This is a genomic window from Streptomyces fulvorobeus (assembly GCF_013167895.1).
Lineage (GTDB): Bacteria > Actinomycetota > Actinomycetes > Streptomycetales > Streptomycetaceae > Streptomyces > Streptomyces fulvorobeus.
On the sequence record NZ_BLWC01000001.1, the window covers coordinates 4,733,924 to 4,760,352 of the forward strand.

General features: G+C 71.3%; 19 protein-coding genes. 15 read left to right on the forward strand and 4 right to left on the reverse strand.

The annotated features are described in order from the left end of the window. Window positions 1-19 precede the first annotated feature (19 nt). On the reverse strand, window positions 20-1,054 hold the full coding sequence (locus tag Sfulv_RS21390; protein ID WP_173316173.1) for an adenosine deaminase: 1,035 nt from the start codon (window positions 1,052-1,054) through the stop codon (window positions 20-22). Between the two features lie 129 nt (window positions 1,055-1,183). Here Sfulv_RS21390 and Sfulv_RS21395 point away from each other — a divergent pair, with 129 nt between their 5' ends. Beyond that, the gene (locus Sfulv_RS21395) at window positions 1,184-1,891 is read left to right on the forward strand and encodes a DUF4190 domain-containing protein (RefSeq protein WP_173316174.1); all 708 of its coding nucleotides are present in this window, start codon (window positions 1,184-1,186) and stop codon (window positions 1,889-1,891) included. Between the two features lie 92 nt (window positions 1,892-1,983). Here Sfulv_RS21395 and ybiA read toward each other — a convergent pair whose 3' ends face one another. Then, window positions 1,984-2,550 carry a riboflavin biosynthesis intermediates N-glycosidase gene (gene ybiA / locus Sfulv_RS21400; RefSeq protein WP_371874693.1) on the reverse strand — a complete coding sequence of 189 codons (567 nt, stop codon included), beginning with the start codon at window positions 2,548-2,550 and terminating at the stop codon, window positions 1,984-1,986. 189 nt (window positions 2,551-2,739) lie between these two features. On the opposite strand from ybiA, the gene Sfulv_RS21405 reads away from it, so the two are divergent. The 7 genes from Sfulv_RS21405 to Sfulv_RS21435 all read left to right on the forward strand — a co-directional run bounded on the left by Sfulv_RS21405 (window position 2,740) and on the right by Sfulv_RS21435 (window position 11,994). Next, the gene (locus Sfulv_RS21405) at window positions 2,740-4,254 is read left to right on the forward strand and encodes a gamma-aminobutyraldehyde dehydrogenase (RefSeq protein WP_173316175.1); all 1,515 of its coding nucleotides are present in this window, start codon (window positions 2,740-2,742) and stop codon (window positions 4,252-4,254) included. Between the two features lie 46 nt (window positions 4,255-4,300). Further along, window positions 4,301-5,551: a polyamine ABC transporter substrate-binding protein gene (locus tag Sfulv_RS21410; RefSeq protein WP_173316176.1), complete on the forward strand. Its 1,251-nt coding sequence runs from the start codon at window positions 4,301-4,303 to the stop codon at window positions 5,549-5,551. Window positions 5,552-5,606: 55 nt separating this feature from the next. Beyond that, window positions 5,607-6,776, forward strand: a complete 1,170-nt coding sequence (locus Sfulv_RS21415) for an ABC transporter ATP-binding protein (RefSeq protein ID WP_173316177.1) — start codon at window positions 5,607-5,609, stop codon at window positions 6,774-6,776. Then, window positions 6,773-7,705 (forward strand): ABC transporter permease, encoded by a 933-nt coding sequence (locus Sfulv_RS21420; protein ID WP_173316178.1) that lies wholly within the window; start codon window positions 6,773-6,775, stop codon window positions 7,703-7,705. Before Sfulv_RS21415 ends, Sfulv_RS21420 begins: the two co-directional genes overlap by 4 nt. Further along, window positions 7,705-8,508 carry an ABC transporter permease gene (locus tag Sfulv_RS21425; RefSeq protein WP_173316179.1) on the forward strand — a complete coding sequence of 268 codons (804 nt, stop codon included), beginning with the start codon at window positions 7,705-7,707 and terminating at the stop codon, window positions 8,506-8,508. Before Sfulv_RS21420 ends, Sfulv_RS21425 begins: the two co-directional genes overlap by 1 nt. A 25-nt stretch (window positions 8,509-8,533) precedes the next feature. Then, window positions 8,534-9,949 carry an NAD(P)/FAD-dependent oxidoreductase gene (locus Sfulv_RS21430; RefSeq protein ID WP_173316180.1) on the forward strand — a complete coding sequence of 472 codons (1,416 nt, stop codon included), beginning with the start codon at window positions 8,534-8,536 and terminating at the stop codon, window positions 9,947-9,949. Window positions 9,950-10,164: 215 nt separating this feature from the next. Continuing rightward, window positions 10,165-11,994 carry a chitinase gene (locus Sfulv_RS21435; protein WP_173316181.1) on the forward strand — a complete coding sequence of 610 codons (1,830 nt, stop codon included), beginning with the start codon at window positions 10,165-10,167 and terminating at the stop codon, window positions 11,992-11,994. Here the strand turns inward: Sfulv_RS21435 and Sfulv_RS21440 are convergent. Then, window positions 11,979-12,548 (reverse strand): phosphatase PAP2 family protein, encoded by a 570-nt coding sequence (locus Sfulv_RS21440; protein ID WP_305961379.1) that lies wholly within the window; start codon window positions 12,546-12,548, stop codon window positions 11,979-11,981. The genes Sfulv_RS21435 and Sfulv_RS21440 overlap by 16 nt on opposite strands. A 381-nt stretch (window positions 12,549-12,929) precedes the next feature. Next, a complete protein-coding gene (gene gabT, locus Sfulv_RS21445; RefSeq protein WP_173316183.1) occupies window positions 12,930-14,270 on the reverse strand; it encodes a 4-aminobutyrate--2-oxoglutarate transaminase in 1,341 nt (446 codons plus the stop codon). A 249-nt stretch (window positions 14,271-14,519) separates the two neighbouring features. Here gabT and Sfulv_RS21450 point away from each other — a divergent pair, with 249 nt between their 5' ends. From Sfulv_RS21450 to ispG, 7 genes are all read left to right on the forward strand, one after another. Next, entirely contained in the window at window positions 14,520-16,925 is a 2,406-nt protein-coding gene (locus Sfulv_RS21450; protein WP_173316184.1) for a type IV secretory system conjugative DNA transfer family protein, read from the forward strand. Between the two features lie 95 nt (window positions 16,926-17,020). Continuing rightward, entirely contained in the window at window positions 17,021-18,610 is a 1,590-nt protein-coding gene (locus Sfulv_RS21455; protein WP_173316185.1) for a PucR family transcriptional regulator, read from the forward strand. A gap of 133 nt (window positions 18,611-18,743) precedes the next feature. Beyond that, on the forward strand, window positions 18,744-20,189 hold the full coding sequence (locus tag Sfulv_RS21460; RefSeq protein WP_173316186.1) for an aldehyde dehydrogenase family protein: 1,446 nt from the start codon (window positions 18,744-18,746) through the stop codon (window positions 20,187-20,189). Between the two features lie 238 nt (window positions 20,190-20,427). Continuing rightward, the gene (locus Sfulv_RS21465) at window positions 20,428-22,383 is read left to right on the forward strand and encodes an acyl-CoA dehydrogenase family protein (RefSeq protein WP_173316187.1); all 1,956 of its coding nucleotides are present in this window, start codon (window positions 20,428-20,430) and stop codon (window positions 22,381-22,383) included. Between the two features lie 83 nt (window positions 22,384-22,466). Further along, window positions 22,467-23,720, forward strand: a complete 1,254-nt coding sequence (gene dxr, locus Sfulv_RS21470) for a 1-deoxy-D-xylulose-5-phosphate reductoisomerase (RefSeq protein WP_173316188.1) — start codon at window positions 22,467-22,469, stop codon at window positions 23,718-23,720. Continuing rightward, window positions 23,717-25,027 (forward strand): M50 family metallopeptidase, encoded by a 1,311-nt coding sequence (locus Sfulv_RS21475; protein WP_173316189.1) that lies wholly within the window; start codon window positions 23,717-23,719, stop codon window positions 25,025-25,027. The genes dxr and Sfulv_RS21475 overlap by 4 nt, the downstream gene beginning before the upstream one ends. Before the next feature lie 165 nt (window positions 25,028-25,192). Beyond that, a complete protein-coding gene (gene ispG, locus Sfulv_RS21480) occupies window positions 25,193-26,347 on the forward strand; it encodes a flavodoxin-dependent (E)-4-hydroxy-3-methylbut-2-enyl-diphosphate synthase (RefSeq protein ID WP_173316190.1) in 1,155 nt (384 codons plus the stop codon). Window positions 26,348-26,429 lie beyond the last annotated feature (82 nt).

Genomic DNA, 26,429 nt, shown 5'->3' on the forward strand with positions numbered 1-26,429 from the left:
GGTTCATTGTGGCGGGAGGTCACCCGGCGGAGGTCGCCGGCCAGCTCGCCGTGTACGTGTCGATCTCGGCGGCCAGCTTCCGCTTGCCCGCCGGGTCCAGGAAGGACGCCTCCACCGCGTTCTTCGCGAGGGCGGCCACCCCGCGCTCGTCGAGCGCCAGGAGGCGGGCGGCCACGGCGTACTCGTTGTTGAGGTCGGTGCCGAACATCGGCGGGTCGTCGCTGTTGATCGTCACGAGCACCCCCGCTTCGGTCATCTCGCGGACCGGGTGCAGTTCGAGGTCGGCGACCGCGCGGGTGGCGATGTTGGAGGTCGGGCAGACCTCCAGCGCGATCCGGTGCTCGGCGAGGTGGTCGAGCAGCTTCGGATCCTGGACCGAGCTGGTGCCGTGGCCGATGCGTTCGGCGCGCAGGGCGGTGAGCGCGTCCCAGACGGTCTGCGGACCCGTGGTCTCCCCGGCGTGCGGGACCGAGTGCAGGCCCGCGGCGATGGCCTGGTCGAAGTACGGCTTGAACCGCGGGCGGTCCACGCCGATCTCCGGGCCGCCGAGGCCGAAGGAGACGAGTCCTTCGGGCCGCAGGTCCAGGGCGAGCCTGGTGGTCTCGGCCGCGGCTTCCAGGCCGGCCTCGCCGGGGATGTCGAAGCACCAGCGAAGGACGACGCCGAGCTCGGCCTCGGCGGCCTTGCGGGCGTCCTCGATGGCCTCCATGAAGCCCACCTCGGGGATGCCGCGCCGGGTCGAGCTGAACGGGGTGACGGTCAGCTCCGCGTACCGGATGTTCTGGCGGGCCATGTCCCGGGCCACCTCGAAGGTGAGCAGCCGCACGTCCTCCGGGGTCCGCACGAGGTCCACCACGGAGAGGTAGACGTCGATGAAGTGCGCGAAGTCGGTGAAGGTGAAGAAGTCCGCCAGTGCCTCCGGGTCGGTGGGGACCTTGGAGTCGGGGTGGTGCGCGGCCAGTTCCGAGACGATGCGCGGGGAGGCCGATCCGACGTGGTGCACGTGGAGTTCGGCCTTGGGCAGCCCCGCGATGAAGGGGTGCAGATCGTTCATCGGACTCTCCGGAAGTCTCGGCGTTCGGCGTCTGGCGTCCGGGGGCACCGGCCGCACCGATCATCGTATGCGGGGGCGGGCCGCCCGGGGCCGGGCCGTAGCATGACGGGACCACGATGGGGGAGGCCCATGTCAGACAGCACAGAGCAGCCCGGGGGCGGGCGTGCGCCACGCGATCCGTGGGCACCGCCGGACAGCCGGGTGGACCTGGGCAAACCGGCCGCAGGACCGCCGCCCGCGCACGACCAGCCGACCGTCAGCGCCATGCCGGGCGTCGGCAGCGGTCCAGCCCCGGGAGCCGGCGCCCCGGGATACGGTCAGGGCGGCGCGGGGGCCGGATACGGGCCGGGTGACACGGCCGTTCCGCCGCCGGCCCTCGCGCCCGGCGGGCCCGGACAGGCCGCTCCGCCCTCGGGGCCGTACGGCTATCCGGCCGCGCCCGTCCCGCCGTACGGCGGCTACCCGGGTTATCCGGGCTACGGAGGCGGGCCCGGGTGGGGCGGTCCGCCGCCCGCCAACGGCCTCGGCACGGCCGCCATGGTGCTCGGCATCCTGGCCGTCTGCCTGTTCTGCGTCTACGGAGTCCCGAGCCTGATCCTGGGCATCCTCGCCCTGATCTTCGGCATCCTGGGGCGCAGGCGCGTGGCCCGCGGTGAGGCCGACAACGCGGGTCAGGCCCTGACCGGAGTCATCCTCGGCTCCATCGGCATCGCGCTCGGCGCGGCGATCATCGGCTTCTTCATCTGGCTGTTCGCCACGCACGGCCAGGACTTCAACGACATCGAGGAGTACGACGACCCGTACGCCACCTCGCTCGTGGCCGGCGCCGGCCGGTAGCCGCTCGCCTCCGCCCGTGCGTTCCCGGCCGCCGTTCGCCGTTCGCGGACAGGACACGCGCCTGCCCGCGAACGGCGCTCCGGGACCGTCCGTCAGAGCGCCCGCAGCCGCGTCCGCGCCTCCATGAGCGCGAAGCCGAGCAGGTTCAGCCCCTCCCAGCGCGCCGGATCGCTCACCCGCTGGTCGTCCCCGGCGAGGCCGATGCCCCAGATCCGGTCGAGAGGGCTCGCCTCGACCAGCACGCGGTCCCCCGTGCCCAGCAGATACCCCCGCAGCGCGGGGTCCTGGCCGAACTTGTGGACGCTGCCCTCCACCACCAGGCCGAAGCGCTCGCGCGCCCAGACCTCCTGGTCGAAGCCGCGGACCAGCCGGCCCACCTTCTTCGCCGCCCCCGGGCCGCTCGCCCCGACCGCCCGTATCTCCGCTTCCGCGTCGCCGAAGAGCCGCGCCTTGCCGGCCATCATCCAGTGCTCCGCCGACGCGTACGTCACCGCGTCCACGGTGAACGGAGAGGGCCACCACTGGCTCAGACAGCTCGGACCGAGCCGGCCGTCGTGGCTCGGGCGGTGCCCCCAGAACGGCAGGTACTTCACTTTCTCGCCACGCGCGACTCTCGCCACAAGATCCTCGGTGTGCCCCATGGCATGGGAGTCTGGCATCCGCCACGGACACTCCGTACGGGGATCTTCGCGCCGACACGACACATGGTCGACAGATTCCGTCGCGTAACCAAAAGGCAACAACGGAATCACTTGTTGGCCTGGGGTCCCTCTGTCAGGATCGGCACTCAACTCGACCAGAAGCTACGCCGCCCCCGCCCAGCGGAGTGAGCGGCGGAGGAGTGCGTCATGGGCAACGGCTTCCACGTGCAGGACCGCTTCGCGGGCGGCGCGCAGTACATTGGCGGAAAACTGCGGTCCGGCACATCAGGGCGCCACCACGAGGTGGTGAACCCGGCGACGGGCGAGACGGTCTACCGCTACGAACTGGCCGGCACCGAGGACGTGGACGCGGCCGTCGCCGCGGCGGCCGCCGCGTTCCCCGGCTGGTCCGGAGCCACCCCCGGCGAGCGGTCCGACGTGATGTACCGCTTCGCCACCGAGCTCGCCGGACAGGCCGACGACCTCGCGTACGCCGAGTCCCTCCAGTGCGGCAAGCCGATCAAGCTCTCCACCGGGTTCGACGTGCCGGGCACCGTCGACAACACCGCCTTCTTCGCGGGCGCCGCCCGTCATCTGGAGGGCAAGGCGGCGGCCGAGTACGACGGCGACCACACCTCCTACGTACGCCGCGAGGCGATCGGCGTCATCGGCTCCATCGCCCCCTGGAACTACCCCCTCCAGATGGCCGCGTGGAAGGTCCTCCCGGCCATCGCCGCAGGCAACACCATCGTCCTGAAGCCTGCCGAGACCACCCCTGTGACCTCGCTGATGTTCGCCCAGGCGGCAACCGTGGCGGGCATCCCGGACGGGGTGATCAACATCGTCACCGGAGCGGGCAGGGACGCGGGTGAGCACCTTGTCGGCCACCCCGACGTCGTCATGACCTCCTTCACCGGATCGACGGCCGTCGGCAGGCGGGTCGCGGAGATCGCCACCTCCACCGTCAAGCGCCTCCACCTCGAACTCGGCGGCAAGGCGCCCTTCCTGGTCTTCGACGACGCCGACCTCGAAGCGGCCGTCAACGGCGCGGTGGCCGGCTCCCTCATCAACACCGGCCAGGACTGCACCGCCGCCACCCGCGCCTACGTGCAGCGCCCCCTCTACGACGCCTTCGTACGGGACGTCGCCGCGCTCATGGAGACCGTACGGCTCGGTGATCCCTTCGACCCCTCGACGGACCTCGGCCCGCTGATCAGCCACGCCCACCGCGACCGGGTCGCCGCCGTCATCGAGCGCGCCCGCGCCTACGCCACCGTCGTCACCGGCGGCGAGGCGCCCGGCGGCGGTCTCAGGGACGGCGCCTACTACCGGCCGACCCTGGTCGCGGACGCCGCCCAGGACAGCGAGATCGTCCAGTCCGAGATCTTCGGGCCGGTCCTCGTCGTCCTGCCCTTCGACACCGATGACGAAGGCATCGCCCTCGCCAACGACACCCCGTACGGACTCGCGGCTTCCGCCTGGACCCGCGACCTCTACCGGGCCAACCGGGCCACCCGCGAGATCAAGGCGGGCTGCGTCTGGGTGAACGACCACATTCCGATCATCAGCGAGATGCCGCACGGCGGATACAAGGCCAGCGGTTTCGGCAAGGACATGTCGGCGTACTCCTTCGAGGAGTACACACAGGTCAAGCACGTCATGTACGACAACAGCGCGGTCGCGCGCAAGGACTGGCACCGCACGATCTTCGGGGACCGATAGCAGACGTCGCCCGACCGGCGGCCACACACCCGAAAGGGCAACGCGTATGGAGCAGTACGAGCCCGAGCACCTCTCTCCCGCCCGGCTGGCGGCCATGAGGCGAAGCCTGACCACGGGCAGGGGTGCCCTCACCCGCCGTTCGATGCTGCGCGCCTCGGGCATGGGCGCCCTCGCGCTCGGCGGCCTGGGCGCGCTCAGTGCCTGCGGCATCCCGCCCGCGAAGCGCGAGGGCGATGCGGCAGCCGCCTTTGACGACCACTCGGCCAGGGAGAAGCGGCTCAGCTTCTCCAACTGGACCGAGTACATGGACGTCAGCGAGGACGAGAAGGGCCGTCCGACCCTGGAGGCGTTCACGGAACGCACCGGGATCGAGGTCAGGTACACCGAGGACATCAACGACAACGTCGAGTTCTTCGGCAAGATCAAACCGCAGCTCGCGGCCGGCCAGAACACCGGACGCGACCTCATATGCGTCACCGACTGGCTGGCCGCCCGCATGATCCGGCTCGGCTGGGCGCAGAAGCTCGACCCGGCGAACCTGCCGCACGCCTTCGCCAACCTCTCGTCCCAGTTCCGCACCCCCGACTGGGACCCGGGCCGCGCGTACTCGTACCCCTGGACCGGCATCTCCACCGTCATCGCCTACAACTCCAAGGCGACCGGAGGCCGCAAGGTCGACTCCGTCACGCAGCTGCTCGACGACCCCGGGCTGAAGGGGCGGGTGGCCTTCCTCTCCGAGATGCGCGACTCCGTCGGTATGACCCTGCTCGACATGGGCAAGACCCCGGAGTCGTTCGGCGACGCCGACTTCGACGCCGCGATCGGCCGCCTCCAGAAGGGCGTCGACAAGAAGCAGATCCGCCGCTTCACCGGCAACGACTACACCGCCGACCTGAGCAAGGGCGACCTCGCCGCCTGTCTCGGCTGGGCCGGCGACATCATCCAGCTCCAGGCCGACAACCCGGACATCAAGTTCGCGATCCCCGCCGCCGGTTACCTCACCTCCAGCGACAACCTGCTCGTCCCCGCGAAGGCGCGGCACAAGACGAACGCCGAGAAGCTCATCGACTACTACTACGAGCCGCCGGTCGCCGCCCAGCTCGCCGCGTACATCAACTACGTGTGCCCGGTCGACGGCGTCCGCGAGGAGCTCGCCAGGATCGACGAGTCGATGGCCGACAACACGCTGATCCTCCCGGACAAGGAGATGGCGGCGAAGTCCCACCCCTTCCGCTCGCTCAGCTCCAAGGAGGAGACGGCGTACGAGGAGAAGTTCGCCAGGCTCATCGGCGCCTGAGCACACCGGACCTTCCCTTCCCTCACCCGCCCTTCCACCACCGGGACCGCGACCCATGACTCAGCAGCAGACAACCGGCGGCGACGTCCGCCTCACCGGGATCAGCAAGACGTACGGCTCCTTCACCGCCGTACACCCGCTCGATCTGACCGTCCCGCAGGGTTCGTTCTTCGCGCTGCTCGGGGCGTCCGGCTGTGGCAAGACCACCACGCTCCGCATCATCGCGGGCCTGGAGGAGGCCACGACCGGCACGGTCTCGCTCGGCGGCAAGGACATCACCGGCCTGCCCGCGTACAAACGGCCCGTCAACACCGTCTTCCAGAGCTACGCGCTCTTCCCCCACCTGGACATCACCGAGAACATCGCCTTCGGTCTGCGCCGGCGCGGCGTCAAGTCGGTCAGGAAGCAGGTCGGCGACATGCTGGAGCTCGTCCAGCTCGGCGACTTCGCCCGGCGCAAGCCGCACCAGCTCTCCGGTGGCCAGCAGCAGCGCGTCGCCGTCGCCCGCGCCCTCATCAACCACCCGCAGGTGCTGCTCCTGGACGAGCCGCTCGGCGCCCTCGACCTCAAACTGCGCCGCCGGATGCAGCTGGAGCTCAAGCGCATCCAGACCGAGGTCGGCATCACCTTCGTGCACGTCACGCACGACCAGGAGGAGGCCATGACCATGGCCGACACCGTCGCCGTGATGAACGGGGGACGCGTCGAACAGCTCGGCGCGCCCGCAGATCTGTACGAGAACCCGAAGACCACGTTCGTCGCCAACTTCCTCGGCACCTCCAACCTCATCGAGGGCGAGATCGCCGGGTGCGGCACGGACATCGTCGTATCGGCGGGCGGCGGAAAGCTCCGGCTGCCCGGTGACCGGTGCTCCGCCCCGGCCGTGACCGGAGGCAGGGTGCTCCTGGGCATACGCCCCGAGAAGATCTCCCTGGCGCACGCCGACGCCGCCGGGCGGATCGCCGAAGGCCGAAACCGGGTCACCGGCCGGATCGTCGACTCCAGCTTCATCGGCGTCTCGACGCAGTACGTCGTGGAGAGCCCGGCGGGCAGGGAGCTCCAGGTGTACGAGCAGAACATCGAGCGTGACGCGCGGCTGGTGCCGGGCGCCGAAGTGGTCCTGCACTGGAACCCGGCGCACACCTTCGGCCTGGACGCCTCCCAGTCCAAGCTCGCGGGGACGATGGGCGACGCGGGTGTGGAGACGGTGGAGGACGTCTCGTGACCCTCACCGAAGCCCCGCCGACGCCCGCAGCCGAACCCGCCGGGCCGCCGGTCCGCAAGCCCTCCGCCCGCAGGCGGCTCGTCCCCTACTGGCTGCTGCTCCCCGGCATCCTGTGGCTGATCGTCTTCTTCGCGGTGCCGCTGGTCTACCAGGCGTCGACCTCCGTACAGACGGGCTCCCTGGAGCAGGGGTTCGAGGTCACCTGGCACTTCCGGACGTACTGGGACGCGCTGAGGGACTACTACCCGCAGTTCGTCAGGTCGCTGCTGTACGCGGGTTCCGCGACCGTCCTGTGCCTGGTGCTCGGCTATCCGCTGGCGTACCTGATCGCGTTCAAGGCGGGCCGCTGGCGCAACCTGGTGCTGGTCCTGGTCATCGCCCCGTTCTTCACCAGCTTCCTGATCCGTACGCTCGCCTGGAAGACGATCCTCGCGGACGGCGGCGCGGTCGTGGACCTGATGAACACGCTGCACGTCCTGGACGTCACCAGCTGGCTCGGCTGGACCGAGTCCAACCGGGTGCTCGCCACCCCGATGGCGGTCGTCTGCGGCCTGACGTACAACTTCCTGCCGTTCATGATCCTGCCGCTCTACACCTCGCTTGAGCGGATCGACGGCAGGCTGCACGAGGCGGCGGGCGACCTGTACGCCACCCCCGCCACGACCTTCCGCAAGGTGACGTTCCCGCTCTCGATGCCGGGCGTCGTCTCCGGCACGCTGCTCACGTTCATCCCCGCCAGCGGTGACTACGTCAACGCGGAACTGCTCGGCTCGACCGACACCAAGATGGTGGGCAGCGTCATCCAGTCACAGTTCCTGCGGGTCCTGGACTATCCGACGGCCGCCGCGCTCTCGTTCATCCTCATGGCGATCGTCCTGCTGACGGTCACCTTCTACATCCGCCGCTCCGGGACGGAGGACCTGGTCTGATGCCCGCACTGCGCTGGATTCGCCGCAACCTGATCGTCATCGCCGGTCTGCTGACGCTCGCGTACATGATCGTGCCGAACGTCGTCGTGATGGTGTTCTCGTTCAACAAGCCCAACGGGCGGTTCAACTACGCCTGGCAGCAGTTCTCCCTGGACGCCTGGAAGGACCCCTGCGGGGTCGCAGACCTCTGCTCCTCGCTCTCGCTCTCGTTCCGGATCGCGGTCTGGGCGACGATCGGCGCGACCGTGCTCGGCACCATGATCGCCTTCGCGCTGGTCCGCTACCGCTTCCGGGCGCGTGGCGCGGTCAACTCGCTGATCTTCCTGCCGATGGCGATGCCCGAGGTGGTCATGGCCGCCTCGCTGCTCACGCTCTTCCTCAACATGGGCGCCGAGCTGGGCTACCGGACCGTTTTGATCGCCCACATCATGTTCTGCCTCAGCTTCGTGGTGACCGCGGTCAAGGCACGCGTGATGTCGATGGACCCGAAGCTGGAGGAGGCCGCCCGCGACCTGTACGCGGGGCCCGTGCAGACCTTCGTCCGGGTGACCCTGCCGATCGCGGCGCCGGGAATCGCCGCGGGAGCGCTGCTCGCCTTCGCGCTCTCCTTCGACGACTTCATCATCACCAACTTCAACGCGGGCTCGACCGTGACCTTCCCCATGTTCGTCTGGGGTTCGGCACAGCGCGGCACGCCCGTGCAGATCAACGTCGTCGGCACGGCGATGTTCGTCATCGCCGTGACAGTGGTCCTCGTCGGCCAGCTCGTCGCGAACCGGCGGAAGAACAACGCGCGACCCTAGAGAGTTCCCGAAGGAGTTGGAAACCATGGCCCCAGCCGCCATGCGTACTGCCGCACAGTCACTCGCCGGTGCCAAGCCGCTCGCCTACTGGCTGGACGACCCGGCGAAACCGGAGGCACTCCCCGCGCTCGTCGGGGAGGAGCGCTGCGACCTCCTCGTCATCGGCGGCGGATACAGCGGTCTGTGGACCGCGCTGATCGCCAAGGAACGGGACCCGGGGCGCGACGTCGTCCTGATCGAGGGGCGCGAGGCGGGCTGGGCCGCTTCGGGCCGCAACGGCGGATTCTGCGCCGCCTCCCTCACCCACGGCCTGCCCAACGGCGTGGAACGCTGGCCGGACGAGATCAGGAAGCTGGAGGAGCTGGGCGAACGCAACCTCGACGCCATCGAGGACGCCGTCGCCCGCTACTCCATCGACTGCGAGTTCGAGCGCACCGGCGAGATCGACGTCGCCACCCAGCCGCACCAGCTCGAAGAGCTGCGTGCCTGGCACCGGGAGGCCACCGGACTCGGCTTCACCGGACTGGAGTTCCTGGACCGGGAAGCGGTGCGGGCGGAAGTCGACTCACCGACCTTCCTGGGCGGACTCCTGGACCGCACAGGCGTCGCCATGCTCCACCCCGCCAAGCTCGCCTGGGGCCTGAAGCGGGCCTGCGTCGAACTCGGCGTCCGGGTGTACGAGCACACCCGCGGGCTCGGCCTCGTCAGGTCGGGCCCGGGCATGGCGGTCAGGACCCCGTACGGACGGGTCGTCGCCCGCAAGGTCGCACTGGGGACGAACATCTTCCCCTCGCTGGTCAGGCGGGTGCGCCCGTACACCGTCCCGGTCTACGACTACGCGCTGATGACCGAGCCGCTGACCGGCGACCAGCTCGCGTCCGTCGGCTGGAGGAACCGGCGGGGACTGGGCGACAGCGCCAACCAGTTCCACTACTTCAGGCTCTCCGCCGACAACCGCGTCCTGTGGGGCGGATACGACGCCGTCTACCCGTACGGGGGCCGGCTGAGCGCCGAGCTCGACCAGCGGCCCGAGACCTTCCTCAAGCTCGCCGGCCAGTTCTTCACCTGCTTCCCGCAGCTGGCCGGGGTGCGCTTCAGCCACGCCTGGGGAGGGGCGATCGACACGTGCTCGCGCTTCTCCGCCTTCTTCGGTACGGCGCACCGGGGGCGGGTCGCCTACGCGGCCGGATTCACCGGGCTCGGGGTCGGCGCGACCCGGTTCGGGGCCGACGTGATGCTGGACCTGCTCTCCGGTGAGCGGACGGCCCGCACCGACCTGGAGATGGTCCGTTCCAAGCCCGTCCCCTTCCCGCCCGAGCCGCTCGCCTGGGCCGGCATCGAACTGACCAAGAGGTCGCTTGCCAGGGCCGACGACAACGGCGGCCACCGCAATCTCTGGCTGCGGGCGATGGACAAGGCGGGCCTCGGCTTCGACAGCTGACGCCGCAGCCCCGTGCCCGGACCCAGCCGGACGGCTCCGGGACGCCCACCGGCCCCGCCCTGCTGGGACTCGCGCCGCACGGGGCGGCGGGGGCGGCGCGGGCCTGTGACGGGGGCCGTACCGGCCGCCGCTCTGCCAGAGGTCTTGACAAGTTCATTGGTCTGGACCAAATTGTGGCCCGCCACCCCCCAATTTCTGCCCGCCCGGAGGCTGTTGTGGAACGTACGGGACCCCCCGCCCGATTGTCCGGACTCGTGGCCGCCCTCACGGCCGCACTGCTCGCCGCGGCCGGCCTGGTCGCGACCGCGCAGCCCGCCGGAGCCGCCGACGCCGAACTCGCCCGCAACGGCGGCTTCGAGGCCGGCCTGAGCGGCTGGAGCTGCACCGCGGCCGGCGCCACCACCGTCAGCACACCGGTGCGCGGCGGCACGGCCGCGCTGAAGGCCACCCCGGCGGGCAGCGACAACGCCAGATGCTCCCAGGCCGTCGCGGTCAGGCCCGGCTCCACGTACACCCTGAGTTCCTGGGTGCAGGGCGGCTACGTCTACCTGGGCGCGTCCGGCACCGGCACCACGGACGTCTCCACCTGGACGCAGTCGCCCGGTGCCTGGAAGCAGCTCACCACCACGTTCACGACCGGCCCCGCCACCACCTCGGTGACCGTCTACACCCACGGCTGGTACGGCACTCCCGCGTACTACGCCGACGATGTCAGCGTCATAGGGCCGGGCGGCGACCCGGTCGTCCTCCCCGCCGTCCCCACCGGACTGAAGGCGGGCACGGCCACCGCCTCCTCCGTGCCGCTCACCTGGAACGCGGTCTCCGGGGCCACCGGCTACCACGTCCATCGCGGCGGTACCAAGGTCCTCACGGTCACCGGCGCCTCGGCCACCGTCACGGGCCTGACCGCCTCGACCGCGTACAGCTTCCAGGTCAGCGCGGTCAACGCCGCGGGCGAGTCCGCCAAGTCGGCCGCTGTCTCCGCGACCACCGCCGCGGGCGGCGGGGGCGGCGGGGGTGGCGGTGACCTCCCGGCCCACGCCCTCGTCGGCTATCTGCACTCCAGCTTCGCCAACGGCTCGGGCTACACCCGGATGGCGGACGTGCCCGACTCCTGGGACGTCATCAACCTCGCCTTCGGCGAGCCGACCTCCGTCACCTCAGGCGACATCCGCTTCTCGCTCTGCCCGGTCGCCGAGTGCCCGAACGTGGAATCCACGGCCGAGTTCAAGGCGGCCGTCAAGGCCAAGCAGGCCGCGGGCAAGAAGGTGCTCATCTCCATCGGCGGCCAGAACGGGCAGGTGCAGCTCGCGACCACGGCCGCCCGCGACACCTTCGTCTCCTCGGTGAGCAGGATCATCGACGAGTACGGGCTGAACGGCCTGGACATCGACTTCGAGGGCCACTCGCTCTCGCTGAACACGGGCGACACCGACTTCCGCAGCCCGACCTCACCGGTGATCGTCAACCTGATCTCCGCGCTCAAGACCCTCAAGGCGAAGTACGGTGCCGGCTTCGTCCTCACCATGGCCCCGGAGACCTTCTTCGTCCAGCTCGGCTACCAGTACTACGGCTCGGGGCCCTGGGGCGGGCAGGACCCGCGTGCCGGGGCCTACCTCCCGGTGATCCACGCCCTGCGCGACGACCTCACCCTGCTGCACGTCCAGGACTACAACTCCGGCTCGATCATGGGCCTGGACAACCAGTACCACTCGATGGGCGGCGCCGACTTCCACATCGCCATGACCGACATGCTCCTGACGGGCTTCCCGGTGGCCGGTGACCGGACGAAGGTCTTCCCGGCGCTGCGCCCCGAGCAGGTCGCCATCGGCCTGCCGGCCTCGACCCAGGCGGGCAACGGGCACACCTCGCCCGCGGAGGTCACCAAGGCGCTGAACTGCCTGACGAAGAAGACCGACTGCGGCGGCTACCAGACACACGGCACCTGGCCCGCACTGCGCGGGCTGATGACCTGGTCGATCAACTGGGACCGCTTCAACAGCTGGGAGTTCTCGAAGAACTTCGACGCCTACTTCGGCGGCTGACGGCCGCCGAAGCGGATGAGCACCCACAGGGCCGCCAGCAGCACCCCGCTCAGGCACCAGCTGGCGACCACGTCGAGCGGCCAGTGGTAGCCGCGCAGTACCAGGCCGATGCTCGTCGCCGCCGTCAGCAGGACGGCGGTGGCGGGCATCGGCCATGAGCGCCTCAGGTACGGGACCAGGAGCATGGCCGCCGCTCCGTACGCCACCGCGGAGGTGGCCGTGTGGCCGGACGGGTAGTAGCCGGTCGCTTCGGTCAGCGGGCCCTGGCGGTCGGTCCACAGCTTCAGCGGTACGACGAGCGCGGGCACGGCGGCCATCGCGAGGGCGGCGTACAGCGGCTCGCGGCGGTCGCCGCGCAGCAGGGCGAAGACGATCGCGCAGACCAGTACCGGCACGGCGACCTCGATGTTGCCGAGGTCGGTGAAGAGCTCGGTGAGCGCCGCGGGCCCGCGGCCCGCCAGCGCGTGGCCGGCCCGTTCGTCGGGAGCGAGCAGGGGGCCGTCGGCCACGACCTGCCAGGTGATGAGCGCGAAGACCGCGAGCAGTGAGGCCACCGCGGTAAGAAGAGAAGCCGGTCGTCCAGGAACAGGGGGGATTGTTCCTGGACGACCGGCGGGATCGGTTCGCCGCGCGCCCCGGGGGGTGTGGGGCGGGCGGCCGTCCGACCGGTGAGGGGTTCCGGAGCCGGAGGCTCCGGGGGCGTGCGCCGGGGCACGACCCGGAAGGCGCCGGGGAAGCGCCGGACCGGGACCGCCCGTGGTCTCCCGCGAGCGGCGTGTTTCTCTCATCTGCCGAAACCGTACGTCAGCCGGAGGGGGACCGACAGCCGGAAACGCATCCCGCCATCGGCCCCCCACACGTTCTTCACAGGCCCACACCGGGTGTGGTCCGAACCCGCGCATCCGTCATCCGGCGTCCGGCGGAACGCGCGCGGATCAGACCGTGGCAAAAGCCTGTTCGATGATGTCGAGGCCCTCGTTCAGCAGGTCCTCCCCGATGACGAGCGGCGGCAGGAAGCGCAGGACGTTGCCGTACGTGCCGCAGGTGAGGACCAGCAGCCCCTCGGCGTGGCAGGCCCTGGCCAGGCCCGCGGCGGCCGCCGGGTCCGGGTCCTTCGTGCCGGACCGCACGAGCTCGATCGCGATCATGGCGCCGCGGCCGCGGATGTCACCGATGATGTCGCCGTTGGGGAGCTTCGACTGCATCTCGGCGAGGCGGCCCTTCATGACCTCCTCGATGCGCTTGGCCTTGGCGTTCAGGTCCAGCTCGCGCATCGTCTCGATGGAACCGAGCGCACCCGCGCAGGCCACCGGGTTGCCGCCGTACGTACCGCCGAGGCCGCCGGCGTGGGCGGCGTCCATGATCTCGGCGCGGCCCGTCACGGCGGAGAGCGGCAGGCCGCCCGCGATGCCCTTGGCGGTGGTGATCAGGTCGGGGACGATGCCCTCGTCCTCGCAGGCGAACCACTGGCCGGTGCGGCAGAAGCCGGACTGGATCTCGTCCGCGACGAAGACGATGCCGTTGTCCTTGGCGAACTGGGCGATCGCCGGGAGGAAGCCCCTGGCCGGCTCGATGAAGCCGCCCTCGCCGAGGACCGGCTCGATGATGATGGCGGCGACGTTGTCCGCGCCGATCTGCTTGGTGATCTCGTCGATGGCCTGCGCGGACGCCTCGGCGCCGGCGTTCTCGGGGCCGGTCGGCCAGCGGTAGCCGTACGCCACGGGGACGCGGTAGACCTCGGGCGCGAACGGGCCGAAGCTCTGCTTGTACGGCATGTTCTTCGCCGTCAGCGCCATCGTCAGGTTGGTCCGGCCGTGGTAACCGTGGTCGAAGACGACGACCGCGGTCCGCTTGGTGTAGGCGCGGGCGATCTTCACGGCGTTCTCGACGGCCTCGGCGCCCGAGTTGAACAGCGCCGACTTCTTCGCGTGGTCGCCGGGCGTCAGCTCGGCCAGCCGCTCGCAGACCTCGACGTACCCCTCGTACGGCGTGACCATGAAACAGGTGTGGGTGAAGTCGGCGAGCTGCGCGGTGGCGCGGCGCACGACGGCCTCGGCGGAGGCGCCCACCGACGTCACGGCGATACCGGAGCCGAAGTCGATCAGACGGTTGCCGTCCACGTCCTCGATGATCCCGCCGCCGGCGCGGGCCGTGAACACCGGCAGAGTGGAGCCCACGCCCGCGGCGACCGCCGCGACACGGCGAGCCTGGAGCTCGACGGACTTGGGGCCGGGAATGGCGGTGACGAGGCTGCGCTCCTGCGGGACTGCGCTCATGAGGGGCTCCTGGGGGTGTTTCCTGCACGTCTCTTCCTGCAGGCTAGAGGCGGTGGGCGCGGACGGGCATGCGCCGATCGGGAGTGGTGCCGGGCGTGTCCTTGTCCCATCCGGACAGAAGGGCCCACACCCTGCGGAACCTCCCGGTACGGGACGGGCGCCTGGGCCTGGGTGAAGTCCTCGGCCGGGCGCACTAGATTGACCGGGGCAGCGGACGGACCAGGCAGGCCGGTCAGGGGGCAGCGGTTCATGAAGAGCGACGACGTGCACGGCGTGAGGGGCGCGAGTGGCGCGCAGGGGGAGTACGAGCCCCAGGGAGCGCCCCGTCCGCCGGTGCCGCGTCCGGCCGGCCCTCCGCCCGGCGCTCCGCCGGTACCCCTCGCCGCGCCCCGCGTCGGCCCGTCCGTCGCCGAGTGGCTGAACGCCGACCGCCCGGCCGCGGGGCCCGGTGTCTGGCGGTACGGACACGTCCCCCGGCCGCCCGAGAAGGCGCCGCCGCCTTCGTTGCTGGCGCCGGTGATCACGCTGGCGCTCTTCCTGGTGCTCTGGGTGCTGCTGGCCAACTTCCGCATCCCGTACATGAAGTCCCTGCTCGCCCTGCTCGCTCCTTCGGACTGGTACGCGGTGGGCGGCCTCAGGCCGAACGCGCCGGATATCGCCTACTACATCCAGACCCTCTACTACCAGGCCCTGGCTCTGGCTGCCGGACTCTGGGCCGCGAGGGCCGGGAACTGGGCGGGGGTCTTCCGCCACTACGCCGGTCAGGACCTGCGCCGCGCCCGGGTGCTCGCATCGGGAGGCGGCGCCCTTCTCGCGCTGTGGGCCGTCTGGAGCGCGAAGGTGCCCCTCGCGAACGCGGTGTCCGAACTGATGTCGATCGAGTGGCCGCAGCCCGGCGAGAGCATCTTGCGGCCCTTGCTGCTCCTGTACGGGACCTATGCCCTGATCGCCGTCGCGATCGTCTGGCCGTTCGCCCGGGCGGGCCGGTGGAGCGAAGCCGTCCGTGCCGTCCGGGAGCGCCGTGCGGGCGCCCGGACGAACACCTCGGCAGCCGCACCGGAAGTGAGCCTGGCCGGCTGGCCCGTGCTGCGTGCCGCCGGGCACGCGGACGTGGCCGAACTGCTCACCGCCGCTGTCCGGGCCGGCCGCATGAACGACGTGGACTGCGCCCGGGTCAGCCACGCCTGGAAGCTGGCCCGCACCCGCCACGATCGCACGGCGTCCTTCGTGGCCACGGTGCTGCGCAAGGGCCCGGACGCCTTCCTCCATCCCGGGGGATGCCGGGACCTGCCCCTGCGATCGGCCCGGCACGACCTGCTGACCGGCCAGGTCCGCATCGGTGCCTTCGCCGACGACGAGCGCAACCCCTACAGCCGCAGGGGCGTGAGCGCGGCACTGGACCCGGCCGTTCTCGGCTCCTCCCTGCTCGCCGTCGGGCCGTCCGGATCGGGCAAGACGAGCCGGCTCGTACGCCCGGTGGTCGAAACGCTGTCGCTCCAGGCCCTCGCGGGGCAGTCGTCCGTGCTCACCGTCTGTGCGGCCGGCACGCCCCTCGGCCCGGACGACGCCTTCGACGTCGTGGTGAGGCCGGGCGACCCCACTTCGGCGTACGACTTCGATCTGTACGGCGGCACACGGGATCCCGATGAGGCCGCGGCCATCCTCGCCGAGGGCCTGATCGGAGACGTTCCGGAGCTCGACAGTTCCCGGGCGGCACTGGCGCTCGGCCAGCTGCTCGGCCCTTATCTCGCCGCACACGGGTGCTTCCCTCCCGTGCCGGAACTGCGCGAACTCCTCGCCGGGAGCCAATCCGCGGTCGGTCCGCTCCGACAGGCCCTGCACGCGGGCGGCAACGCCACCATGCTGCGCGAACTGGAGGCGCGGGCCCGGCAGGAGGGCGCGGTGGGCGACCCCGCTCCCGCTCTCGCCGACCGGCTCGCCCTCCTTGACCGGCCCGCGTTCGCGGCGTTCTTCGCCACCGGCGGGGAGAGCAGCCCCTTCTCGCTCCACTTTCTCCAGGAGCGCCCGCTCCGGGTCCGTATCGACCTCCCGGAGCGTGCGCACGCGGGGGCGTCCAGGGTGCTGGCCAGACTGGCCCTGGCACAGTTCAACGCGATCGCCGCGGCCCGCCGTGACCGCTCCCTGTTCACCTGCCTCGTGCTCGACGACGCGACGCACACGCTGACCGCCGAGACCGTCCGCGGCCTCAGGAACCTGCGGTCCGTCAACGCGGGTGCGGTGCTGGCGCTGCGCACCGTCGAGGACGTGCCCGAGGAACTCCATGGCGCCCTGCTCGGTGCTGTGGGCTGCGGGATGATCTTCTCCGGCGTGACCACCTGGGACGGGCGTCGCTTCTCGGAGGCATGGGGCAAGGAGTGGCTGGAGGTGCGCGAGGTGGCCCAGCACGCGGTCTTCGCCGACCAGCCGCTCACGCGCGCGCTCCATACGCTGCGCAAGCTGGCCACGGGCAAGGCGGTCACCACCGAAGCCGTCACCGTGAGGCGGGTGGAACGGGAACGCTGGTCCGCCTCCGCGCTCGCCTACGAACTCCCCGCAGGCCACGCCGTCCTCTCCCTCACCACGGTCGACGGCGAACACGCCCCCCGCTCCTGGTCGACCTCGGCCGCTGACCCCGGTCGGCATACCGGCCGGTAACCCCTCGGTCGGCGTCACCGACCCTGCCGCCCTGGCAGAATCGAAGCAGCCGTTCGTACGGGACGGCGAAATCGATCCAGAGGTTCCGCCGTCCCATGCCCCCCACACTCGCCTCGCTCGTCCAGCACTCGGCGCTCAAGCTCACGGTCCGCGCGGGGGCCGACCGGCTCGACACGCCCGTGCGCTGGGCGCACGCAAGTGAGCTCACCGACCCCGTGCCGTACATGGAGGGCGGGGAGCTCCTGCTCGTCACCGCCACCAACCTCGACGCCGAGGACGGCGCGGCGATGCTCCGGTACGTGCGCAGGCTGGCCGCCGCCGGGGTCGCCGGGCTCGGGTTCGCCGTCGGCGTCAACTACGAGGACGTCCCGCAGCCCCTCGTGGACGCGGCCGACGAGGCCGGACTGCCGCTCCTCGAAGTACCGCGCCGCACCCCGTTCCTCGCCATCAGCAAGGCCGTGTCCGCCGCCATCGCCGCCGATCAGTACCGGGCCGTCACCGCGGGCTTCGAGGCCCAGCGCGAGCTGACCAGGGCCGCCGTCGCGGGTGACGGACCCGGCGAGCTCCTCACCCGCCTGGCCGCCCACGTCGACGGCTGGGCCGCCCTCTACGACACCTCGGGCGCCGTCGTGGCCGCCGCGCCCGACTGGGCGGCCAGACGGGCCGCCCGCCTCACCCCCGACGTGGAGCGCCTGCGGGACCGCCCGGCCCCGGCCAGTGTCGTCGTCGGCGACACCGACGACCGGGTCGAACTACAGTCGCTCGGCACCGGCCGCCGGGCCCGCGGCGCGCTCGCCGTCGGTACGGGCGGGGCACTGGGCACCGCCGAGCGGTACGCCGTGCACTCCGCGGTCGCCCTCCTGACGCTCACCACCGCACGCTCCCGCGCGCTCCAGGGCGCCGAGCAGCGCCTCGGCGCCGCCGTACTGCGGATGCTGCTCGCCGGACAGCCCGACCACGCGCGGGCCGTCGCAGGGGACCTGTACGGCGGACTGCTCGACGCCCCCTTCCGGCTGCTGATCGCGGAAGCCGCTCCCGCGTCCACCCCCGAGCTCCTCGCCGAGACCATGGAGGCCGCCGCGGCCCGCGCCGGGGAGGCGCTGCTGACGGTGCCCGAGGGCGAGCGCGTCGTCGTGCTCGCCGCGGACGGCGGCGCCGCGGTGGCCGCCTGCGCCGCCTATGCCGAGGCCCAGGACGACCGCCCGGCCCGCGAGCCGGGCACCGAGGACGGCGAGGTCGTCGTCGGACTCTCCGCGCCGTCCGGACCGATCGCCGTCTCCGCCGCGTACAAGCAGGCCGAACAGGCGCTCTCCGTGGCCCGCCGCCGCGGCAGGGCCCTCGTCGAGCACGAGGAACTGGCCGCCGGCTCGGTACTCCCGCTCCTCGCCGACGACGCCGTACGGGCCTTCGCGGACGGGATGCTGCGCGCCCTGTACGAGCACGACGCCAAGGGCCGCGGCGACCTCGTCGCCTCCCTGCGCGCCTGGCTCTCCCGGCACGGCCAGTGGGACGCGGCCGCCGCCGATCTGGGGGTGCACCGCCACACCCTGCGCTACCGGATGCGCCGGGTGGAGGAGATCCTCGGCCGCTCCATGGACGATCCGGACGTCCGCATGGAGCTGTGGCTGGCGCTGAAGGTCACGACGGCCGCCGCCTCCGCCACCCCCGGCACCTCGGGCACCTGATCGCGCCGAAGCGGAGCATCCGCCGGGCGGTGTGCTCCACGCCGGACAAACGCCATCCGCCCCCGGCCGCCCTACGGTGGGGGAGCACGACACCCACGAGCTCCGTCACGACCTCCGAAGGGCCGGACCCGCCATGACTTCCACCCACGCCTTCTGGCTGGCCGGCCGCCAGGCCACCGGCGAGGACAGCTTCGACGTCACCAACCCCTGGGACGGCCGTCTCGTCGGCACGGTCAGCGTGCCGACCGACGCGCAGACCGAGGAGGCAGTGGCCGCCGCGCACGCCGTACGCGAGGAGTTCGCCGCGACCCCGGCGCACGTGCGGGCCGCCGCCCTCGACCACGTCGTACGCCGCCTGGTGGAGCGCACGGAGGAGATCGCCCAGCTGATCTCCGCCGAGAACGGCAAGCCCGTCAAGTGGGCCCGCGGCGAGGTCGGCCGGGCCGTCTCCGTCTTCCGCTTCGCCTCCGAGGAGGCCCGGCGCTTCAACGGCGGCGACGCGCAGCGCCTGGACACCGACGCCGGCGGCACCGGCCGTCTCGGACTGACCCGGCGTTTCCCGCGCGGCACCGTCCTCGGGATCTCGCCCTTCAACTTCCCGCTCAACCTGAGCGCGCACAAGGTCGCCCCGGCCATCGCCGTCGGCGCCCCGATCATCCTCAAGCCCGCCCCCGCGACCCCGATCTCCTCGCTGGTCCTGGGTGAGCTGCTGGCCGAGACCGACCTCCCGGCCGGTTCCTGGTCCGTGCTGACGGTCCCCAACGACCGTATGCCCGCACTCGTCCAGGACGAGCGGCTGCCCGTGATCTCCTTCACCGGCTCCGGCCCGGTCGGCTACTCGATCATGGACTCGGTCCCGCGCAAGCACTGCACGCTGGAGCTGGGCGGCAACGGGGCCGCGGTCGTCCTCGGCGACTACGCGTCCGAGGAGGACCTGGACTGGGCCGCGACCCGTATCGCGACCTTCTCCAACTACCAGGGCGGCCAGTCCTGCATCTCCGTGCAGCGCGTCATCGCGGACGCCTCGGTCTACGACCGCCTCGTCCCGAAGATCGTCTCGGCCGTCGAGGCCCTCGTCACCGGTGACCCGTCCGACGCCGCCACCGACGTCGGCCCGCTGGTCAGCGAGGACGCCGCCAAGCGCGTCGAGTCCTGGGTCGACGAGGCCGTCCAGGCGGGCGCCGCCCTGCTGACCGGCGGCAGGCGCGACGGAGCGACGTACGCCCCGACCGTGCTCACCGAGCTCCCGGACGACGTCACGCTCTCCTGCGAGGAGGTCTTCGGCCCGGTCCTCTCCGTACAGAAGGTCAACGGCGAGGCGGAGGCGTTCGCCGCCGTCAACTCCTCCAAGTACGGCCTCCAGGCGGGCGTGTTCACCCACGACCTGCAGACCGCCTTCCGCGCCCACCGCGCCCTGGAGGTGGGCGGCGTGATCATCGGCGACGTCCCCTCCTACCGTGCTGACCAGATGCCGTACGGCGGCGCCAAGCAGTCCGGCGTCGGCCGCGAGGGCGTGCGGTACGCGATGGACGACTACACCTACGAGCGCGTCCTGGTCCTCACCGGCCTCGCCCTCTAGGACACCCCGAACGGCCGCCTGCCCTCCGCCCGGACAGCGATCACGGCAGGCGGTACGACGAACGGCCGCAGCCCACTGTGCGGGGGCTGCGGCCGTTCGTGCGCCCTGCCGCAGGGGTGGTGGGCGCGGGTCACATCGGGTACATACGGACGAGTGGCACCGACCCGGGGAAAGTTGACCGGCGGTACCCCGACCGGCCCGGCACCGACCGTCCCGACAGCGGCGAGGTGAGCTGCTCATGTCCGCCCCATCCGCCCCACCCGAACCGCCCCGGACACCCAAGGTGACCGAGCGTGAAGCACGCAGGGTGGCCGAGGCCGCCCGCGAGCAGGACTGGCGCAAGCCCAGTTTCGCCAAGGAACTCTTCCTCGGCCGCTTCCGGCTCGACCTGATCCACCCCCACCCGCTCCCCGCCGACCAGGACGCACGGCGTGGCGAGGAGTTCCTCGCGCGGCTGCGCGTGTTCTGCGAGACGAGGATCGACGGCGCGCTGATCGAACGCGAGGCCAGGATTCCCGACGAGGTGATCAACGGCCTCAAGGAACTCGGCGCCCTCGGCATGAAGATCTCCACCGAGTACGGCGGCCTCGGGCTCACCCAGGTGTACTACAACAAGGCACTCGCCCTGATCGGCTCGGCCAGCCCCGCGATCGGCGCCCTGCTCTCCGCGCACCAGTCGATCGGCGTACCGCAGCCGCTGAAGATCTTCGGCACCCAGGAGCAGAAGGACACCTTCCTGCCCCGGCTGGCCCGTACGGACATCTCGGCCTTCCTCCTCACCGAACCCGACGTCGGGTCCGACCCCGCACGGCTCGCCACCTCCGCCGTGCCCGAGGGCGACGACTACGTGCTCGACGGTGTGAAGTTGTGGACGACCAACGGCGTCGTCGCCGATCTGCTGGTCGTCATGGCCCGTGTCCCCGAGTCCGATGGCCACCGGGGAGGCATCACCGCCTTCGTCGTCGAGGCGGACGCCCCCGGCATCACGGTCGAGCACCGCAACGCCTTCATGGGTCTGCGCGGCCTGGAGAACGGCGTCACGCGCTTCCACCGGGTCCGGGTCCCCGCCGCCCACCGCATCGGCCCCGAGGGCGCCGGCCTCAAGATCGCCCTCACCACCCTCAACACCGGCCGCCTCTCGCTGCCCGCCATGTGCGTGGGAGCGGGCAAGTGGAGCCTGAAGATCGCCCGCGAATGGTCCGCCGCGCGGGAGCAGTGGGGCAGGCCCGTCGCCCGGCACGAGGCGGTCGGCGCGAAGATCTCCTTCATCGCGGCGACCACCTTCGCGCTGGAGGCCATGGTCGACCTCGCCTCGCAGATGGCGGACGAGGACCGCAACGACATCCGCATCGAGGCCGCGCTCGCCAAGCTGTACGGCTCCGAGATGGGCTGCCTGATCGCCGACGAACTGGTCCAGATCCGCGGCGGCCGGGGCTTCGAGACCGCCGACTCCCTCGCCGCCCGCGGCGAACGGGCCGTCCCCGCCGAGCAGTTGCTCCGCGACCTGCGGATCAACCGCATCTTCGAGGGCTCCACGGAGATCATGCACCTGCTCATCGCCCGGGAGGCCGTCGACGCCCACCTCAAGGTGGCCGGTGACCTCATCGACCCGGACAGACCGTGGTCCGCCAAGGCCAGGGCGGGCGCCGACGCCGCCGGCTTCTACGCCCGCTGGCTCCCGAAGCTGGTCACGGGCCCCGGCCTGCTGCCAGGCGCCTACGGCGAGTTCCACCCGGCCGGGCACCCCGACCTCTCCGTCCACCTGCGCCACGTCGAACGCTCCGCCCGCAGACTGGCCCGCTCCACCTTCTACGCGATGTCGCGCTGGCAGGGCCGTATGGAGACCAAACAGGGTTTCCTCGGCCGGATCGTCGACCTCGGCGCCGAACTCTTCGCGATGAGCGCCGCCTGCGTACGCGCCGAACTCCTGCGCACCACCGGCGAGCACGGCCGCGAGGCGTACCAACTGGCGGACGTGTTCTGCCGGCAGTCCCGCATCCGGGTCGAGGAGCTCTTCACCCGCCTGTGGTCCAACACCGACGACCTGGACCGGCGCGTGGTCGACGGTGTCCTCTCCGGTACGTACACCTGGCTGGAGGAGGGCGTCGTCGACCCGAGCGGCGACGGCCCCTGGATCGCCGACGCCACCCCGGGCCCCTCGACGAAGGAGAACGTCCACCGGCCGGTCCGCTGAACCCGCCACCGGCCGGGCGGGGAAACCGGCGGCGACGGGACGCCCTGTCCCGGCGCACGGCCGCAGCGGCGACAATGGGGGGCATGAGCGACAGCCCTGCCCCCCTCGCCGATCCGCATCTGATCTTCGACGCCGCGGACGGCCGCCGGGATCTCGTGATCCTCGGCTCCACCGGCTCCATCGGCACCCAGGCCGTCGACCTGGTGCTGCGCAACCCCGACCGCTTCCGTGTCACCGCGCTCTCCGCAGCGGGCGGCCGGGTCGCCCTGCTCGCCGGACAGGCGCGGCGCCTGGGGGTGCGCACGGTCGCCGTCGCCGCCGAGGACAAGGCGCCGGCCCTGCGCGAGGCGCTGCGCGCGGAGTACGGGGCGGGCGAACCGCTTCCCGAGATCCTGGCCGGGCCCGACGCGGCCACCCTGCTCGCCGCGAGCGACTGCCACACCGTGCTCAACGGCATCACCGGTTCGATCGGCCTCGCCCCGACCCTCGCGGCCCTGGAGGCGGGCCGCACGCTCGCCCTCGCCAACAAGGAGTCGCTGATCGTCGGCGGCCCGCTGGTGAAGGCGCTCGCCGCCCCCGGCCAGATCATCCCGGTCGACTCGGAGCACGCCGCGCTCTTCCAGGCGCTGGCCGCCGGCACCCGTGCCGATGTGCGCAAGCTCGTCGTCACGGCGTCCGGCGGCCCCTTCCGGGGGCGTACGAGGAGTGAGCTGGCCGACGTCACCAGGGAGCAGGCGCTCGCGCATCCGACCTGGGCGATGGGCCCCGTGATCACCATCAACTCCGCGACACTGGTCAACAAGGGCCTGGAGGTCATCGAGGCGCACCTCCTCTACGACATCCCGTTCGACCGGATCGAGGTGGTGGTCCACCCGCAGTCGTACGTCCACTCCATGGTCGAGTTCACGGACGGCTCCACGCTCGCCCAGGCCACCCCGCCCGACATGCGGGGACCGATCGCCATCGGCCTCGGCTGGCCGCGGCGCGTCCCCGGCGCGGCCCCCGCCTTCGACTGGTCGAAGGCGTCCAGCTGGGAGTTCTTCCCGCTGGACACCGAGGCGTTCCCGTCCGTCGGGCTGGCCCGGCACGTCGGTACCCTCGGAGGCACGGCTCCCGCGGTGTTCAACGCCGCCAACGAGGAGTGCGTGGACGCCTTCCTGGCGGGACGGCTGCCCTTCAACGGAATCATGGATACGGTCACCGCAGTGGTGGCCGAACACGGCACCCCGGCCACGGGAACTTCACTGACGGTCGCGGACGTCCTCGAAGCGGAGGTCTGGGCGCGAGCCCGGGCCCAGGAGCTCTCGGCGAAAGCGACAGCGGAGGCGCGCGCATGAGTATGACGACGATCTTGTTGACGGTCCTGGGGATCGCCATCTTCGCCGTGGGTCTGCTGTTCTCGATCGCCTGGCACGAGCTGGGCCACCTCTCGACGGCCAAGCTCTTCGGCATCCGCGTACCGCAGTACATGGTCGGCTTCGGCCCGACCATCTGGTCGCGGAAGAAGGGTGACACCGAGTACGGCCTCAAGGCGATCCCCGCGGGCGGCTACATCCGCATGATCGGCATGTTCCCGCCCGGCGCCGACGGACGTCTGGAGGCGCGCTCCACCTCTCCGTGGCGCGGCATGATCGAGGACGCCAGGTCGGCCGCCTTCGAGGAGCTGGAACCGGGCGACGAGAGCCGCCTCTTCTACACGCGCAAGCCGTGGAAGCGCGTGATCGTGATGTTCGCCGGCCCGTTCATGAACCTGGTCCTGGCCGTCGCCATCTTCCTCGGCGTGTCCATGACCTTCGGCTTCCAGACCCAGACCACCGAGGTCGCGGGCGTGCAGAAGTGCGTGATCGCGCAGAGCGAGGCCCGCGACACCTGCGCGAAGGGTGACCCGGTCTCCCCCGCCAAGGCAGCCGGCCTGCGGGCGGGCGACACGATCGTCTCCTTCGACGGGCAGCGGATCGACGACTGGGAGACGCTGTCGGACCGCATCCGCGACACGATCGGCCCGGCCACCATCGTCGTCGAACGCGACGGGCGGGAGCAGACCCTGCACGCCGTCCTGCAGAAGAACGCGGTGGCGCAGAAGGACTCCGAAGGCCAGGTCGTCCCCGACAGGTACGTGGAGGCCGGCTACCTGGGCTTCGCCGCCCGCACCGAGATCGTCCCGCTCTCCTTCGGCGACTCGGTCGTCCGCATCGGAGACATGATCGAGAACGGCGTGGACTCGATCATCGCGCTGCCGTCCAAGATCCCCGACCTCTGGAACGCGGCCTTCAGCGACGGGGAGCGCGCGGACGACTCCCCGGTCGGCGTGGTCGGCGCGGCGCGCATCGGCGGCGAGGTGATGAACCTCGACGTCCCCGCGCAGAACCAGATCGCGATGATGCTGTTCCTGCTCGCCGGCTTCAACCTCTCGCTGTTCCTCTTCAACATGCTGCCCCTGCTGCCGCTCGACGGCGGTCACATCGCCGGCGCCCTCTGGGAGTCCCTGCGCCGCAAGGTGGCGCGCGTCTTCCGCCGGCCCGACCCCGGTCCGTTCGACGTGGCGAAGCTGATGCCGGTCGCCTACGTGGTCGCCGGGATCTTCATCTGCTTCACGCTCCTGGTCCTGGTGGCCGACATCGTGAACCCGGTCAAGATCACCTGACCCGGCCCACGCGCGGTGGCCGGTCACACATCAGGTGGCCGGCCATCCACCACGAGGGGGATTCGCCGGACGGGGTGCGTGCGGGCCCCCTTCGTTGCCGTAACCTCGAAGACCGGAGCCCGCCGATCTCGGGACCTTGATCCACACCTTGGGGATGCTCAGCGCATGACTGCGATTTCTCTCGGAATGCCGGCCGTTCCGACCAAGCTCGCCGACCGAAGGGTCAGCCGCCAGATCCAGGTCGGGTCGGTCGCGGTCGGTGGAGACGCACCCGTGTCGGTGCAGTCGATGACGACGACGCGTACGTCGGACATCGGGGCGACGCTTCAGCAGATCGCGGAGCTGACGGCGTCCGGCTGCCAGATCGTGCGGGTGGCGTGTCCGACCCAGGACGACGCCGACGCGCTCGCCACGATCGCGCGGAAGTCGCAGATCCCGGTGATCGCGGACATCCACTTCCAGCCGAAGTACGTGTTCGCGGCGATCGACGCGGGCTGTGCGGCGGTCCGGGTGAACCCCGGCAACATCAAGCAGTTCGACGACAAGGTCAAGGAGATCGCGCTCGCGGCGAAGGACGCCGGGACGCCGATCCGCATCGGTGTGAACGCGGGATCGCTGGACGCGCGGCTGCTCAGGAAGTACGGCAAGGCCACACCGGAGGCCCTGGTCGAGTCGGCGCTGTGGGAGGCGTCGCTCTTCGAGGAGCACGGCTTCGGTGACATCAAGATCTCGGTGAAGCACAACGACCCGGTGATCATGGTGAACGCCTACCGCCAGCTCGCGGCGCAGTGCGACTACCCGCTGCACCTCGGCGTCACGGAGGCCGGTCCGGCGTTCCAGGGGACGATCAAGTCCGCGGTGGCGTTCGGCGCGCTGCTGTCGGAGGGCATCGGGGACACGATCCGCGTCTCGCTGTCGGCTCCGCCGGTCGAGGAGGTCAAGGTCGGGCTCCAGATCCTCGAAGCACTCAACCTGAAGCAGCGCCGCCTGGAGATCGTCTCGTGCCCGTCGTGCGGGCGCGCGCAGGTGGACGTGTACAAGCTCGCGGACCAGGTCAGCGCGGGTCTTGAGGGCATGGAGGTCCCGCTGCGGGTCGCGGTGATGGGCTGTGTCGTCAACGGCCCGGGCGAGGCCCGCGAGGCCGACCTCGGTGTCGCGTCCGGCAACGGCAAGGGGCAGATCTTCGTGAAGGGCGAGGTCATCAAGACCGTCCCCGAGTCGAAGATCGTCGAGACCCTCATCGAAGAGGCCCTGAAGCTCGCCGAGCAGATGGAGAAGGACGGCATCGCCTCCGGCGAACCCCAGGTCTCCATCAGCTGACCTGTGCCGTACCCGGCCCGACCGCGCCCCGCCCGACTCCGAGTCCGGCGGGGCGCGGCCGTCCGGCCCGCCCCCGGAGCCC

Coding starts and splice junctions, on each gene's coding strand:
- Sfulv_RS21405 (WP_173316175.1), top strand. CDS start 2,740: ATGGGCAACGGCTTCCACGTGCAGGACCGCTTCGCGGGCGGCGCGCAG.
- Sfulv_RS21460 (WP_173316186.1), top strand. CDS start 18,744: ATGACTTCCACCCACGCCTTCTGGCTGGCCGGCCGCCAGGCCACCGGC.
- Sfulv_RS21410 (WP_173316176.1), top strand. CDS start 4,301: ATGGAGCAGTACGAGCCCGAGCACCTCTCTCCCGCCCGGCTGGCGGCC.
- Sfulv_RS21450 (WP_173316184.1), top strand. CDS start 14,520: ATGAAGAGCGACGACGTGCACGGCGTGAGGGGCGCGAGTGGCGCGCAG.
- Sfulv_RS21455 (WP_173316185.1), top strand. CDS start 17,021: ATGCCCCCCACACTCGCCTCGCTCGTCCAGCACTCGGCGCTCAAGCTC.
- gabT (WP_173316183.1), bottom strand. CDS start 14,270: ATGAGCGCAGTCCCGCAGGAGCGCAGCCTCGTCACCGCCATTCCCGGC.
- ispG (WP_173316190.1), top strand. CDS start 25,193: ATGACTGCGATTTCTCTCGGAATGCCGGCCGTTCCGACCAAGCTCGCC.
- Sfulv_RS21425 (WP_173316179.1), top strand. CDS start 7,705: ATGCCCGCACTGCGCTGGATTCGCCGCAACCTGATCGTCATCGCCGGT.
- ybiA (WP_371874693.1), bottom strand. CDS start 2,550: ATGCCAGACTCCCATGCCATGGGGCACACCGAGGATCTTGTGGCGAGA.
- Sfulv_RS21465 (WP_173316187.1), top strand. CDS start 20,428: ATGTCCGCCCCATCCGCCCCACCCGAACCGCCCCGGACACCCAAGGTG.
- Sfulv_RS21415 (WP_173316177.1), top strand. CDS start 5,607: ATGACTCAGCAGCAGACAACCGGCGGCGACGTCCGCCTCACCGGGATC.
- Sfulv_RS21475 (WP_173316189.1), top strand. CDS start 23,717: ATGAGTATGACGACGATCTTGTTGACGGTCCTGGGGATCGCCATCTTC.
- Sfulv_RS21390 (WP_173316173.1), bottom strand. CDS start 1,054: ATGAACGATCTGCACCCCTTCATCGCGGGGCTGCCCAAGGCCGAACTC.
- Sfulv_RS21395 (WP_173316174.1), top strand. CDS start 1,184: ATGTCAGACAGCACAGAGCAGCCCGGGGGCGGGCGTGCGCCACGCGAT.
- dxr (WP_173316188.1), top strand. CDS start 22,467: ATGAGCGACAGCCCTGCCCCCCTCGCCGATCCGCATCTGATCTTCGAC.
- Sfulv_RS21430 (WP_173316180.1), top strand. CDS start 8,534: ATGGCCCCAGCCGCCATGCGTACTGCCGCACAGTCACTCGCCGGTGCC.